The following is a 13,782-nucleotide window of genomic DNA, read 5'->3' on the forward strand; positions in this document are numbered from 1 at the left end:
CAAGGTCTTACCTACTGCTCGGTGAAGACCGCCTCCCCGAACACGAAGCACCAGCGCAGGCGGCCCGTCAGACCAGCGGCCACACGAGCAGGATGAGCGGCACGCCCAGCACCAGGACGAGGATCGACAACGGCAGTCCCAACCGCCAATAATCGCCGAACCGATAACCACCCGGCCCCATCACCAAGGTATTGCACTGATGCCCGATCGGCGTGAGGAAGTCGCAGGCCGCGCCAACCGCTACCGCCATTAGGAAAGCATCGGGCCGGTAGCCCAGCTGCTGGGCGAAGCTCACCGCCACCGGGGCCATCACCAGAACGGCGGCGGCGTTGTTGAGGAACGGCGTGACCGCCATCGCCGCCAGCATCACGAGCGCCAGCGCGCCGTAAGGCGGCAAGGTCCCGGCCAGGTCCGACAGCCCCCTGGCGATCAGATCGGCACCGCCCGTGGTGCGGATCGCCTCGCTCACCGGAATCAGAGCCCCGAGCATCACCAGGATTGGCGGGTCGATGGCGGCGTAAGCCTCGCGCAGGGAGAGCGCTCCCAGCAAGACCATCAACACCGCGGCGGTCAGGAAGGCGGGGGCAACCGGCAGCGCACCGACGGCCGTGAGCGCCATGGCGCTGCCCAGGACCGCAACCGGAACGAGACCCTGACGCACATTGCCCAGGCGGATCGCCCGTTCGGCCAGCGGCAGACAGCCGAGTTCCCTCAGCGTCCCGGGCAGGCGGGTAAGGTCGCCCTTCAGCACCAGGACGTCACCGGCCTGCAGGACGATGTCCCGCAGCCGTTCGGTGAAGTGCTGGCCGCTGCGGCTGACGGCGAGCAGGTTGATGTTGAAGTGCTCATGCAGCGTTATGCGCTTGGCGGTTTGGCCGATCAGGATCGATCGCGGCCCGACCACGGCCTCGATCCCGGCGATCTCGTCGGCCGCTCGCGCGGTGTGGGTGGGGCGGTCCCCGCCTTCAAGTTCCAGGCGCGCCCGCGCCACGGCCCGTTCGAGCGCTTCAGGATCCCCTTCCAGAAGAAGGATGTCGCCTTCAAGCAGGATGGCATCCGGCAGAAGCGGCATGCGGACGGTCTTGTGCCGAACGATGCCTGTTACCATGACCTTATCGTTGCAGAACCGCGCCAGGTCGCCGACCGGCCGGCCGGTGACCACCGAGGCCGCAGTGACGCGGGCCTCCGTCATGTAGTCGGGGATGTCGAGGGCTTCGTCCATGGTGCCCTTGGCCTTGCGCCTGCCCGGCAGCAGCCGAAAGCCGAACACCAGAAACACGACACCCGCCACGGCGAGGCCGAGCCCGACCGGGGCGAAGTCGAACATGCCGAAGGGCTGCCCCGTCAACTCGCCGCGCACGCGCGAGACGATGATGTTGGGCGAGGTGCCAACCAGGGTGACCAGGCCGCCGAGCAGAGATCCGAAGGCCATCGGCATCAGAAAGCAGGAAGGGGAGGCCTTCAGGCGCCGGGCCACCAGGAATGCCACCGGGATCATCATGGCGAGCGCGCCGATGTTCTTGACGAAGGCCGACAGGATGGTCACCGCCGTGACCAGCAGCACGATCTGGCCTTGCACCGAGGTCACATGTGACGAGACCCTATGCAGGACCGCCTCCATCACCCCGGAGCGGGCCACCGCCGCGCTGACGACCAGGGCGCTTGCCACGATGATGACGATGTCGTCGCCGAAACCTTTGAACGCTTCCCCGTGCGGCACGACGCCGGTGAACACCGCCGCCAGGAGCGCGAGAATGGCCACGAGATCGTAGCGCAGCCGGCCCCAGATAAAGAGGATCATAGCCGCGGCGAGGATGGCGAAGGCAAGGGCCTGATCGAGAGCCATCGATCCACCATGGGACAACGTCTGCAAGGCTAACACGTGGCCGCGACCAGAGGCCACTGAGAGCCGCGAACCATGACTCGCCCACGCTGGGCTTCGGCATCGTCAACGCGCTACTTCAGCTCGGTCTCGTAGATGTAGAGCACCGACTTGTCGTCCTCGGGCATGAAGTAGCCCCGAACGCCTGCATCGCTTGCTTCCTTCCAGACCGGATCATGGCGGTGGCGGCCGGCCATCGGTGAGGCTGACCAGATAGAGACCGCCAAGCCGAAACAGGGGAGTGTCAGAGGTCACCCGCATTTCGGTCACGCCGGAGCACAGCATGCGGTGGCCGCCGACGTACTTGCAGTCCTGGTCATCGAGATAGTGCGAGGTGTTCAGCCGCCGGAGTTGCTCCAGCCCGATCTGAGGCACGGCATTGGTGAGCTCGTAGACTGCCAGAGCAGCCGCCTGCTTCGGCATACCCATGCTGCGCACTCAAGGTCTCTGCAGACTGGGGTGAGAGCCTTCAGAAGCGAGACAACGGCGATCCTATTGGTCATCTCTTTCATACATGGACATTGCCGAAGGCCAGTTCGCCCTCCCCTTTCGGCCGGTGCAGCGAGGCATACAGGATCCAGGCATAGAAGAGCGTGACCGCAAGGATCACGGCCCAGCCTGGCACCGGGCCGATGGCGGCGTTGCGCACCCACTCTCCGACCGAGCCGACCAAATGGGCTTCGGCAGCATTCTCCTGCATTCGGATGAAGGTGGTCTTCACCAGCCAGGCGAACAGCAGGATCAGGAACAGCCAGCAGTAGTTGCGCCGCAGGCGGCGGGAGAGGGCCTGACTGGTGCTGGTCAGGAACATGGGCCGTCTGAGATCATCCCCCAGTTTGAGGATCCAGTCGTCCGTCGTCCCCTCCTCAGCGGCAAAGATCTGGGCGAAGTAGTTGCGTTCCATCCGGCGCACCCGGTTGCGGTAGACGTCGAAGAAGCGGTACCGGCGCGCCTCAATCACCAGGAGCAGCAGAACCAGGACCATGGCGAACAGCAGCACGCCATGGTGAGCGGTCGGCGTGGAGAGCGAGACTGAGAGCATTGCCGCCACTACGGTAATGGCCCAGTTGGTGGTCCGGTCGATCCGATCGCGCCAGCCCGCCATGCGGGCGATCTCGGCGCGATGATAATGCGCCAGGACGGTGATGAACTCGGTCGAGGTGCTGGGAAAGACGGGTGCCGCGATAGTGGGGCGCAGAACCTGGACAGTGCTCTGATCGGTTTTCGATAGCATGGTGTCCTTCCCTCCACTCTGGACGGCGTTCGGACACTCTCGGTCAGCGCGGAAGGCGCGTCCTAGTCAGGACCTGATAAGGCATTATAGCACTGGTCGACGACGTTCGCAGATCAATCCGTCACACCTCGGTCGAGCGGCATTGCGAACGTTGAGATGCCTCGCCTGGACCAGCCAAGTCATACGTTTCCGGCGCCAGCGGCTCTCTATCGTCGAAGTCCGCCCCCACTAGGCCGAAGGCACGCTTTGCGAACGGCTAAGCTATTGATCAGGCCCAGCAAAGTTTACCTTGACGAACCGAAATCCGATATGACTACGATCTGATGTACAGCAGAAGGCGATGTTGAAGGGCCGTAAACCCGCGTCGATTTAGCAGGTTGTATTGGAGATCTAGGATTGAGTGCGTCCGCAGGCGTTTCGGCGGCGATTGAGCTTCAGAAGCCTTTGTTTTAAGCCATTTCGGCCTGTTCTAGGAAAGCCCTCCCCTCTTCGGCTGGTTAACAAAACGCCTTGAAAGACGTTTTCAAACGATCGATTGAACGCAACATCCGACTATGTACAGAATATCGTCTGCCACATAGCCGTATAGCCGTTTTTTAAAAGCTTATCCCCTCCCCTACCCCTTCCTTTGCCAGCATTTAGCGGCCATGGGCCAGCGAGCCTGCAGAACGGAGGTCGAGTAAGACCATTGGTAGTTCATCCTGCATCGCCTCAATCACTTCATGAATGATGATTGAGGCAATGCGACGTCGTCTAGATTTCAAGCGTTACTCTTTTTCTCTAGCCTGAAACTCATTATATAGTTGCTCAAGGCGGCTGACGAGAAACTTGCCAAAGCGGGGCGATAGCTTCCGATCAATCACAATAGAAAACTTGTCATCAGTCTCGGTGTATTTCGCCAAGCGGGTACCGTCGGGAGCAGTCCAAAGTTCGGGCCGGGAGACTTCGGCTCTGGTTGTGAGGGCCTTGTAGGCTGCCTCAAACTTTGCGTCACTATCGCGCCCTGAATTCTCGGCCCGCTCGATTGCGTACCGGGCTTTGTCGATATTGCCCTTCGTGATCAATGCAGCGAAGTCTTCCCACTTACGTCTTCCAATGCCCGGTGCTGGCCCGATGGCATTGATGATTTCCATTGGGATGCTCGATGCAAACTTGACCATCTGTGAGACTCTAGGGCGATCAACGCAAAGAGCCTGCATGATGACATCGCGGCGGAAGCCGCGCTCTTCCAGTTGCAGCGCAAAGCGAGCCTTCTCGATGAAGCTGAGATTGGTCCGCGCATTGTTTTCCTGCCCTTGCGCAACTACCAACTGTTCATCGGTTAGTTCGCGTACGACGGCGCGGACCTTGATGCCGAGCTCGGTTACAGCCCTAAGGCGCCGATGACCATAGGCAACCTGGAATCGCCCCTGCTCCTGAGTATGGGGACGAACCAAAATGGGCACGATCTGTCCCTCGGCTTTGATAGCCTGGACAAGTTCCCTGTGGGCCTCTTCCGAGTAAGCCATTCGATCTGGGACGAACGATGCGTCAACTGTAGACGGATCCAGGTCGACGACGGCGTGACCTGATCTGAGTTGCTCCTCAAGTTCGCCAGCGCGATCAGCAGCGTTCAGTGTCTCTGCCATGATCCTCTGTTGTGAGGTCATTGTAGGACGGGTGTGCCGTGGAAGCGAGGCAATCTCCTTATCGCCCGCGGAGGCCACCTGCTCCTGATCCACGCTACTGTTTTTGGCATGTGGACGGTTTGCGAACGGGCGATTGGGTCGCGGGAGAACCGGAGCGTCACTCTTTCTGCTAATCACGTCTGCAAGAGCCGCTTGCTGATCTGCCACTGGGTTAGGAGCCGGAGCGGATGAGGTTCCAAGTTCAGAACCGGATGACTGTAGTAAGTTCTGACGAGCCATTATTGCCTCCCCCAAGCGCGACGGATGTTGGCTTCGATTTCACCATTTACGAGATCAAGGGACTCCAATGCACGGTCGTAGGTGCTCTTGGTGAATTTGGTTCGATCCACTTCATAGAGCGTCTGCTTGGTGAGACCTGAGTCCGCGATGGCTGTGCTCTTAAGGACTGGGTTTTGAAGCACACGATGCTCGAAGAGCGAACGCATCCAAGTGACCATCTGGTTCTGCGGCCCATCGTTGGGCTCGTAGCGGGTAATAAGATAGCGCAGCCAATCGTAATCTGGCCGTCTGTCCCCAAACAAATTTACAGTGTCGCCAACCATCTTCAGGAACTGTGCCATTGACAGGACATCAAGCATCTGGGGATGCACAGTCACAAGAAGTGATGTGGCTGCGGATAGCGCTGCCATCGTAAGGTACCCGAGGTTCGGCGGGCAATCCATGACAACCACATCGTACTCGGATTCAACGGGCTGCAATGCCTGGAAGATCCGGAGGAAGAACGACCTCACTTCCTTCGCAACCGGGGTCGTTGTCTCGAACTCCATGAGTTCCAGGTTGCCCGGAATGAAATGCAGGCCTGGAAGATACGTTGCGCGAATGATCTCTTCAATGGAGGTCCGCTCGTTGTCGTAGCGTAGCGCTCCGTAGAGAGTCTCATTGGGCAACACATCCAGTTCGGGTTGTTGACCAAACAAGGTCGAGAGGCTCGCCTGTGGGTCAAGGTCGATCGCCAGAACGCGATAGCCCCTCAAGGCAAGGTATTGGGAGAGGTGGGCAGCAGTCGTAGTTTTTGCGCTGCCACCTTTGAAGTTGATAACCGAGAGAATTTGGAGTTTCTCGCCAGCCATACGATGCGGAATGTAGCGCCTATTAGACTGATTGCCGTCAAGGAATTCCCGAACTGCAGTGATTTCATCGACTGAAAATGTGCGCTTGCCATTCGGCTGAATTTCAGGGAGCGGAGCTTTCCCATCTACAGCCAACTGGCGGAGATAGCCTTCGTGGATACCTAAGAAGTTAGCCGCCTCTGCCGAGGAAAACCGACGAATGGCTTTTTGGGCAACAGGAGGGAAAATGCGCTGCGTGTGCTTCTGAAGCTCTTTGGCTAGCAGTTCGGCATCAAGGGAGATCTGTGCCCGGTTGTTTTCGTCGACACGCGCTACCACAGGATCGAGTGTAGACTGCTCGAGTGCTGACATTGAAGGCTCCTAGCAATGCCGCTCGGAATTGGCCGAGGCCAGCAATTTTTGCGCTGATCGTTAGTTCGCCTGCCGGGCGTTAACGGTTGGTTAAAGAGATCGCAGAAACTGTAGGAGCGCGCGCTAATTTTGCGACTTTCGTCAATTTTGCGCTGCATGGTATCTACAGGTCCCCTCCCCTACCGTGCTGCCGTCCTTGATATTGCCCGCGGGCAATCCCTCGAATTTGAGCCGCGAGTCCGAGAGCGGCGAACCTATCTGTGCAACCGGCGCCGATTAACCACCGAAAAGGGCCAGAGAGTATGGTTAACAAGCCGTTGCCCCGAGCTTACCCTCTCCTCAAAAAGCCGGCATTGCCCGCGGGCAATGCGTCAATGACAGTTGGATCCTGCTCTCGGCCGCTGCGATCTGGCCTCTCCCGTAAGAAGACATTGCCCGCGGGCAATACGTCTCGGCGAGCGTTCCCAATGGGTTCCCCTTCCCTATCCGGGACTGTTGCTGCATTGCCCGTGGGCAAGGGGTCGACGGTCAGAAGTGTGTTGTTTTTATCTGACCAGTTGCGGTCACAATGACAGATTGCCCGCGGGCAATGTGTCGGTTTTTGCGAGAAACCTGGCTGAACTCCTCTCTCGTCCAATGTTGCCCGGGGCATTTCCCGCGGGCAACAGGTCGAGCACTTGGGTGAACCTATCCGCCATCTAAATGAATATCTGGACTGACCTGCTCTGAGCGTGCTCCTGCTCATCGTAATAGCCAGCTGCCTGTTGCACAGACTTGTGGGCCGACTGACGCATAGCATCCACAAGCGGGATCCCATCTCGTCCAGCCTGGGTCATAAAACCCGATCGCAGGCCGTGGGCGCTGAACTCAGCCGGGTCCAGTCCGGCCATCCGGCAGCGCTTTTTCAGGATGAGGTTGACGGATTGGGGAGTTAGGGGATTGGCGCCGATGGAGCCATCCTTGCGAACCTCTCGGAAGATCGGCCCCGACGTGACATTTGCGGCCTGCATCCACTCGTAGAGGGCAACAGCCGCCCGTCCGGCTGCGAACACGAAGGCACCCTGCCCTGCCGTGGTGGTTTTCGTTCGGCCGAGGGCGATGCGAACACAGGGCACCATGGGCGATGTAGGATCTGTCGGCCGCAGTTTGATTGGATCGGCCACACTGATCTGGGAGTGCTTCAGGGTTGCCACCTCGCTGCGCCGTCTGCCGCCGGCGGCGAACGCGATCAGGAGGATAGCCCGATCTCGCAGGTCAATGGCTTTGGATCCGCTGCAGCTGGCCAGGAGGCATTCGAGAATGTCGCGGGTCACGGGCTTGCGGCTCTTGCGCTGCGGAGCGCGCCCCGAGGCCTTCATTGCCAGACGGAGGGCCTTCTTGACGCCTGCATCATCGAACCGGCCTTCAACGCCTTTCCACTGGTGCAGGGTCGACCAGTTGGCCAGGCGCCGGGATACGGTCTTGGGAGCATGCGGTCCTCTGACCTTGAGGATCCTGCGGTCCCAAAGCTCTGCGATCACCGCGTCGGGCATGCCGTGGCCAGGATCGATAGCCTTCTGCTCCGGATCCCACAGATGGTGAGCAATGAACTTCAGGACGAGTTCAGGGTCCGCCGGCCAGGGCAGCGCACGCCCGGTCGCAGCGCGGCACCAGGCCTCAAGGTAGGCTAGGTCGGAGGCGAGGGCGCGAAGCGTGTTGGCGCCAATGCCCGTTTCGGCGAGATGCTTCAGTGTGGCGACGTCGGCATCCGTCAGGACTTCGGCATAGCGATCGGCCGCCGCCATCGGCAGGACAGCCGCCAGAGCGTCAAGTTGTTTGGCGCGCTTGATCTGAGATTTCGAACTGTCCAATGATCACTGCCCTTACGCCTCGAACTGTCGTCTGACGGGACTATGCGGAACACGGAATGATTTGGGAACAGGACTGTGAGCCGCTGCCCATGAGAGCATCGCGGGGAGGGCGGATGTTGGTGCTGGACAGCCCTGAGAGCCGCGCCGGCGCGATTGATCGGCCGAGCAGCGCGGCCCAGTATGGTTAATGGAACCAGACAGAGCTGGAGGCGGCATGGCGCGAAATCCGGTTCGCGATGAGCGACAAGGAGACCTGTTCGGAGCACCTCCGTCACCCGTCAAGCCGCTCCGCCGATCGTGTCCGACTAAGCGTGCAAATGAGGAGCCTCGGGTACCTGCTCCTGTGTCGCTGGGGAAGTTGGGGGCAAAGGCTACCCGGCCTGATCTCGACGATTTCCTGGATAGTCTGCCTGATCAGGAATTGGCCTATCTGATCGTTGAGGCAACTCGAATGGTGAAGCGACGGCTCAGCCGCGAGAAGGGGAAGGGGCTTCGATCCAAAGGAGCCGGCCAAGGGAGGTCACTCCTTGACGACGCCCTGCGTCGGATTGGCAGCGAGCTGCTGGAGTTTGAGGATTCGGGGGAGCCTTGGTGAGCCACTGCGGCGTCAGGCATGCAGAGCAGCCAGCGCCATCTCGGCCACCTGCAGTTCAATCCCTGGATCCAAATCATCTGTGAGTTGCCAGGCCGCCGACAGTCCGGCCCAGGCCAGAATCCAGAGGAGCAGGCGGCGTGTCTCCAGGCCCGCAGCCTCGCTCACGGCCGCGAGGCGCCGGGCGAAAATCTCGGGCCGTCGGGCAATGGTCAGATGGGGCAGGCCCAGGTCCGGGTCGCAGAAGAGAATGGTGTACTCGAAAGTCCGCTCGCCGATCACCCGCTTCGGGTCGATGGCGAGCCAGCCCCGCTCCCCGAAATCCAAGACATTCTCGTGATGCAGGTCGGCATGAAGGGGCACGATCTCGCGCTGCGACGCCAGCACGTCGGTGGCCGCGTTGGCGGCGTGAACCAGGATCCCACCCTGGGCTTGTGCCATCGGGGCGAGGGGTTCGAACCAGGTGGTCAGCGGCACCAGACCGGGGGGAGGGGCTCCACGCGGGGTGTGCAGCCGGCGGGCGACGGCGCAGATGATCCGGGTGGCCTCGTCGTCCCGACCGTGCTCGGCGAGACGGACCAGGGATCGAGAGCCGGTCGCGCGCTCGAGCAGGACCGCGCCGTCATCACAGGCCAGCACCCGGGCGGCGCCATCCGCGGCCCACCAGCGCATGAGCAGGTGGCCGTACCGTTCGTCGGCGTCGCCGGTGACCTTCAGCATTGCCGGCTGCCCGTGGAACAGGACCGGCAGAAGCTGGCTGGTGCGCGTGACGATGAGGTCTCCGGTGGAGACCAGGCCCCATTGGCGCAGGTAAGGCTCGAGCATGGGCGGGACATAACACGCCGCAAGGGCAGGGGCGACCGCACCGTCCGGGGTCTTGGGATCGTGGCGGGAGGTCGCCCGCGTTGGCTCGTCCGGGAAAGCGGTCATGGCCCTTACGGAGCCCGGACCTTCACCTCGCTGACCCGGTTGGCGGCTTTGGCAAAGCGCTGGTCAAAGCTGACAAAGGCCGTACATCCTGCCGCCTTGACCAGGTGAAGAGCGTCCGCAAAATCGAGCCCTTCGGCCATCCACTCGAGCGCCCGTGCGGCCAGGGGAGCATCTTCCAAAGTGACATGCGGCAGCCCGGCAAAGGCGTTCAACGCGGTTGCGATCTGAGCCGGGGTATAGCCATAGGCGCTGCGCAGGACCCATTCCGTCTCTAGCAGAACGGTCGTGCAGACGAAGACATCCTCCCGATCGATCAGGGCTCTTGCTTGCGATGATTGCTCAGGATGATCGCCTGTTAGATACCGAACGATCAGATTGGTATCAATCGCGAGCATGGCGCCGCTTGGCCTCGGCCACGATGCTGGCGTCCATGTCCTCGAGGGTCTTGGGCGGGCCCTGATAGGGCAGGGATCCGTACACGTCCTCTGGCCGGGTCGTCGCAAACAATGGGGCAGCTTTCAGCAGGACGCCTTCGGGCGTCTCCTCGACGACAAGCCGGGTTCCCGCAGCCCAGTGCCGGTGTTGCCTAATCGATTTGGGCAAAATCACCTGGCCTTTCGTGGAAACAACCGTCATGAGGCTCTCTGCTTTTGTCATCTGGGCCCCGCCAGGGAAGGTAAGACACCGGTAAGATAACGATGTCGCGGCGGCGTTTCAAGGCTTTCTGGAGGCGAGGACGGCCTCACACGGACATCCCAAAGACCTTGTGCGAGAGGGGAGGGGGTCGAGATGGGACGTCCGATGGCGGCCAACATGCCATCATCGCGGCGGGGCGGGACGGCTGCAACACCGATCCAATCGCCTCGGATGCCTCCAGGCAGGCGTCGCAGGCCCTCGTCCCGGAGGAACTCATCATGGTGGCGCCGTTCGGACAGGAGCGGGGAGCCACGCCGCAGGGTGGTCCGGGTAAGCCGACGGCCCGGCCGGTCGCGATGGCTGGCCGGGGCCAGGGGACGGGCAGGGGAGGGGGCAGCGGCCGTTGCGAATCTGGAGGCCCATCGGCCCGCGGCGTTTGAGGCGCCCCCGTGGTCACGATTGCACCGTCGCCCGAGGCGAGGCGTGGCAGCGAGGCTGCCACCTGGCGCCGTTGAGGCGCTCCCAGAAGACCACCGATGGCGGAACGGGCTCGGGAAACCTTAAGCGGGTAGAAAAGGCCCGTCGCACGACGCCGGCCCAAGGGCGCCAGGACCCAAAGCGCGGTCACAACAGCCCAAAAGCCGCGAAATTGTGTTGGTAGCGATAAGCGCCAGTTATCGATACCAATCGCCCCGAAGGACCGGTCTCATGCCATGAAGTAGCAATGTCTTTCTTAGGTACCTTAATGATGAAAAATCAGTCTTATTACAGATGTTTATCCTGTGCGAAATGCGACAGGAAAGGGGTAACCGGGGCATTTTAGGGGGGCGAGGGATTCCTCCCTTCGGGCATTCATGATTCAATCCCGGCATGACCTCGCCTGGTGGTTCCAACAAGCCGCTGTCCTCGACGGCCCTGCGCGAGCTGGTCTCGGATCTGGCCGGCAAGATCGATCGACTGGAGCAAGAGGTCGAGCAACTCCGCCTCGACAACAGCAACCTGCGCCTCGACAACCAAGCCTTGAAGGATGAGATCGCAAGGCTCAAGCACCTGCCGCCGCGGCCACCGTTCAAACCCTCCGGCATGGAGAAAGCCGGCGCTGTCATGTCTGGATGGCGCCCGTTTGGCAATGTGATTGTTGTTGACGTTTAGGCCTAGCGGGGCGGGTGCAGTCATGTCTCCGGCCTTTGAACGCGGTGCTTCATGACCGCCGGCCCTGATGTTTTACGCTGGAAGCTGGTCCCTCTCACATTATCGCGCTCGACTGACGCAAGACAACGTCACGGGTTTGCCAGATCCGGCGGTCCATATCCGCTTTGGCTTCACATCATCTCATCGTCACCGTGCCAACTGGGATGCCCTATGGGCAGATCGTTTGAACTGGTCGCCTATGCCGCCGACGCTGCAACTCCCTTGCTCCCGGGCTCGTAAGTCGTGCTCCTGGCCATCACCGCCCAGGCGATCCGGGCCATCTTGTTGGCCAAGGCGACGGCGACCACCTTGAACGGCTTCTTGGCCAGCAGAGACCGGGCCCAGTCAGCCATAGCCGTCCTGGTCTTGCCAGACTTCATGCTGTAGAGCGCAGCGTGCGCACCGACGACCAGCAGCTTGCGCAAGTGCCGGTTGCCCATCTTGGAGATGGAGCCCAGCCTCGCCTTACCGCCGGTTGAGTGCTGCCGCGGCACGAGGCCGAGATAGGCTGCGAACTCCCGGCTGCCCTGGAACAGGCTGGCGTCCGGGACGCTGGCCGCGAGACAGGAAGCGACAATCGGACCAATGCCGGGGATGGCGGCCAGTCTCATGCTGACTGGATCGCTGCGATGGGCCGCCAGAATGGCCTTATCGAGCTTGGCAATCTGCGTCTCGATCCCGAGCAGCATCGTGGCCAAAGGCTGAAGCGCAGTTCGAGCTGCCGCGGGGAAGTCTGGATTGGCCTCCTCGTGGAGTAAGGCGATCAGCTGGCGCGTGTTGCGAGCGCCTTGCGCCACCACGATGCCCAACTCTGCAAAGTGACCGCGCAAGGCATTGATCAGGGCAGTTCGCTGCCCGATCAGGAGATCGCGGGCTCTGTGTAGCATGAGAGTGCTTTGCTGCTGTGGACTTTTGACCGGGACGAAGCGCATCGACGGCCGCGCGACGGCCTCACAGATCGCCGCCGCGTCCGCGGCATCATTCTTCTGCCGGCGCAGATAGGGTTTGACGTAGGCGGGCGGGATCAGACGGACGTCATGCCCGAAAGCCATGAGCGTCCGAGCCCAGTGATGAGCCGTCGCGCAGGCCTCCATCCCGATCAGGCAAGGCGGCAGCCTGCTGAAGAACCCCTGCACCTGGCTGCGCCGCAGCGCCTTGCGCAGGACGATCTTTCCACTCCTGTCCACCGCGTGCAGCTGGAAGACGTTCTTTGCGATATCAAGGCCGATCGTGGCAATCTCAGACATGGAAGTGATCCTCTCCGGTTCTTCAACATGCCCATTCTGGCACGTCGACGCTGGTGGAGGGCGCCATCCACGACATCACGTTAACCCGGACATGAGATCGAGCGGTGTAGATAATCCGGCATGAGCAAGCCCATTAGCTACAAACGCCATCGCTTTCCACCCGAGATCATCGCCCATGCGGTCTGGTTGTACTTTCGGTTCCCTCTGAGCCTGCGGCTCGTCGAGGAGATGCTGCTCGAGCGCGGCATCGTTGTCTCCTATGAGACTGTTCGCCGCTGGGCGCTGAAGTTCGGGCCGGCGTACGCTCGCCGCCTCAGGCGCAAGCCGCCAAGCCGCCGCGACATCTGGCACCTCGACGAGGTTGTGGTCACCATTGCCGGCAAGAAGCACTGGCTGTGGCGGGCGGTTGACCAGGACGGGTACGTCCTTGACGAGGTCGTGCAGACGCGCCGCGACACCACGGCGGCCAAGCGCTTGCTGAGGCGTCTCTTACGCAAGCAGGACTGCCCACCCCGGCGAATGATCACCGATAAGCTCGGCTCTTATGCTGCCGCCCGACGTCAGATCATGCCAGAAGTCGAGCACCGCTCGCACAAGGGGCTTAATAACCGGGCGGAGAATTCGCATCTGCCGTTCCGTCGACGAGAGAGGGTGATGCAAGGCTTTCGATCGCTCAGATACCTGCAGCGGTTCGTCAGTGTCTTTTCGGCCGTCCGCAACCTTTTCGTTCCACCCCGCTCCCGCCGCTCCGCCCGTGCGACCCACCTTCACCGCCTCAACGCCATGGCGGCGTGGAAAGTCGCGGCGAATGTCGCCGCTTGAAGCTGTCATGCGGCCGAATTTGTCTCAATGCGCCCGAGGCTGGTTAACGTAACAACACCCTCATCAGATGTTCGGTCAAACAAAGCAGCCCTCTCCGGTCCTGTTGAAACCGAGAGAGGGCCTAACCTCAACGACATTTCGAAGCTATCGTTATGGCTGGTGCTCAGTCTAATACCGTTCATCAAGCTTTTGAATCTCCTTCAGCCCATAACCTCACTGGAAAGCTCGGAGATCCGATTTTACCCGCGGCCTGCCTCGCGCAGACTGTGATCGTGGCACTCGAAAGCGC

The 13,782-nt window shown here is 61.3% G+C and carries 11 protein-coding genes and 1 pseudogene; 2 read left to right on the top strand and 10 right to left on the bottom strand.

Annotation, left to right across the window (positions count from 1 at the left end):
• Positions 1-67: 67 nt before the first annotated feature.
• The 9 genes and pseudogenes from BB934_RS27915 to BB934_RS27960 all read right to left on the bottom strand — a co-directional run bounded on the left by BB934_RS27915 (position 68) and on the right by BB934_RS27960 (position 10,254).
• Complete coding sequence (locus tag BB934_RS27915; RefSeq protein WP_099513281.1) at positions 68-1,846, bottom strand: SLC13 family permease; 1,779 nt, start codon at positions 1,844-1,846, stop codon at positions 68-70.
• Between the two features lie 110 nt (positions 1,847-1,956).
• Positions 1,957-2,311, bottom strand: a pseudogene (locus tag BB934_RS27920) (DUF6454 family protein).
• 79 nt (positions 2,312-2,390) lie between these two features.
• Entirely contained in the window at positions 2,391-3,116 is a 726-nt protein-coding gene (locus BB934_RS27925) for a DUF2270 domain-containing protein (RefSeq protein WP_099513283.1), read from the bottom strand.
• Positions 3,117-3,883: 767 nt separating this feature from the next.
• On the bottom strand, positions 3,884-4,744 hold the full coding sequence (gene repB, locus BB934_RS27930; protein ID WP_237050447.1) for a plasmid partitioning protein RepB: 861 nt from the start codon (positions 4,742-4,744) through the stop codon (positions 3,884-3,886).
• Between the two features lie 278 nt (positions 4,745-5,022).
• Positions 5,023-6,225, bottom strand: coding sequence for a plasmid partitioning protein RepA (gene repA, locus BB934_RS27935; RefSeq protein WP_099513285.1), 1,203 nt, complete (start codon positions 6,223-6,225; stop codon positions 5,023-5,025).
• Positions 6,226-6,923: 698 nt separating this feature from the next.
• A complete protein-coding gene (locus tag BB934_RS27940) occupies positions 6,924-8,075 on the bottom strand; it encodes a site-specific integrase (RefSeq protein WP_237050448.1) in 1,152 nt (383 codons plus the stop codon).
• 607 nt (positions 8,076-8,682) lie between these two features.
• Positions 8,683-9,597 (bottom strand): aminoglycoside phosphotransferase family protein, encoded by a 915-nt coding sequence (locus BB934_RS27950; RefSeq protein WP_335645647.1) that lies wholly within the window; start codon positions 9,595-9,597, stop codon positions 8,683-8,685.
• A 5-nt stretch (positions 9,598-9,602) separates the two neighbouring features.
• On the bottom strand, positions 9,603-9,992 hold the full coding sequence (locus BB934_RS27955; protein WP_099513287.1) for a type II toxin-antitoxin system VapC family toxin: 390 nt from the start codon (positions 9,990-9,992) through the stop codon (positions 9,603-9,605).
• On the bottom strand, positions 9,979-10,254 hold the full coding sequence (locus BB934_RS27960) for an AbrB/MazE/SpoVT family DNA-binding domain-containing protein (RefSeq protein WP_099513288.1): 276 nt from the start codon (positions 10,252-10,254) through the stop codon (positions 9,979-9,981). Before BB934_RS27960 ends, BB934_RS27955 begins: the two co-directional genes overlap by 14 nt.
• 849 nt (positions 10,255-11,103) lie before the next feature.
• Here BB934_RS27960 and BB934_RS27965 point away from each other — a divergent pair.
• Positions 11,104-11,385 carry a hypothetical protein gene (locus BB934_RS27965; RefSeq protein ID WP_175608894.1) on the top strand — a complete coding sequence of 94 codons (282 nt, stop codon included), beginning with the start codon at positions 11,104-11,106 and terminating at the stop codon, positions 11,383-11,385.
• Between the two features lie 236 nt (positions 11,386-11,621).
• Here the strand turns inward: BB934_RS27965 and BB934_RS27970 are convergent, their stop codons facing one another.
• The gene (locus tag BB934_RS27970) at positions 11,622-12,671 is read right to left on the bottom strand and encodes an IS110 family RNA-guided transposase (protein ID WP_099513289.1); all 1,050 of its coding nucleotides are present in this window, start codon (positions 12,669-12,671) and stop codon (positions 11,622-11,624) included.
• Positions 12,672-12,791: 120 nt separating this feature from the next.
• Between BB934_RS27970 and BB934_RS27975 the strand changes: the two genes are divergently transcribed.
• The gene (locus tag BB934_RS27975; protein ID WP_099513290.1) at positions 12,792-13,493 is read left to right on the top strand and encodes an IS6 family transposase; all 702 of its coding nucleotides are present in this window, start codon (positions 12,792-12,794) and stop codon (positions 13,491-13,493) included.
• Positions 13,494-13,782 lie beyond the last annotated feature (289 nt).

It is taken from the genome of Microvirga ossetica (assembly GCF_002741015.1).
GTDB lineage: Bacteria > Pseudomonadota > Alphaproteobacteria > Rhizobiales > Beijerinckiaceae > Microvirga > Microvirga ossetica.

Excerpts from the sequence above, each read along its gene's own strand:
- BB934_RS27915 (WP_099513281.1), bottom strand. The coding sequence starts at position 1,846 with ATGGCTCTCGATCAGGCCCTTGCCTTCGCCATCCTCGCCGCGGCTATG.
- BB934_RS27925 (WP_099513283.1), bottom strand. The coding sequence starts at position 3,116 with ATGCTATCGAAAACCGATCAGAGCACTGTCCAGGTTCTGCGCCCCACT.
- repB (WP_237050447.1), bottom strand. The coding sequence starts at position 4,744 with ATGGCAGAGACACTGAACGCTGCTGATCGCGCTGGCGAACTTGAGGAG.
- repA (WP_099513285.1), bottom strand. The coding sequence starts at position 6,225 with ATGTCAGCACTCGAGCAGTCTACACTCGATCCTGTGGTAGCGCGTGTC.
- BB934_RS27950 (WP_335645647.1), bottom strand. The coding sequence starts at position 9,597 with ATGACCGCTTTCCCGGACGAGCCAACGCGGGCGACCTCCCGCCACGAT.
- BB934_RS27955 (WP_099513287.1), bottom strand. The coding sequence starts at position 9,992 with ATGCTCGCGATTGATACCAATCTGATCGTTCGGTATCTAACAGGCGAT.
- BB934_RS27960 (WP_099513288.1), bottom strand. The coding sequence starts at position 10,254 with ATGACAAAAGCAGAGAGCCTCATGACGGTTGTTTCCACGAAAGGCCAG.
- BB934_RS27965 (WP_175608894.1), top strand. The coding sequence starts at position 11,104 with ATGACCTCGCCTGGTGGTTCCAACAAGCCGCTGTCCTCGACGGCCCTG.
- BB934_RS27970 (WP_099513289.1), bottom strand. The coding sequence starts at position 12,671 with ATGTCTGAGATTGCCACGATCGGCCTTGATATCGCAAAGAACGTCTTC.
- BB934_RS27975 (WP_099513290.1), top strand. The coding sequence starts at position 12,792 with ATGAGCAAGCCCATTAGCTACAAACGCCATCGCTTTCCACCCGAGATC.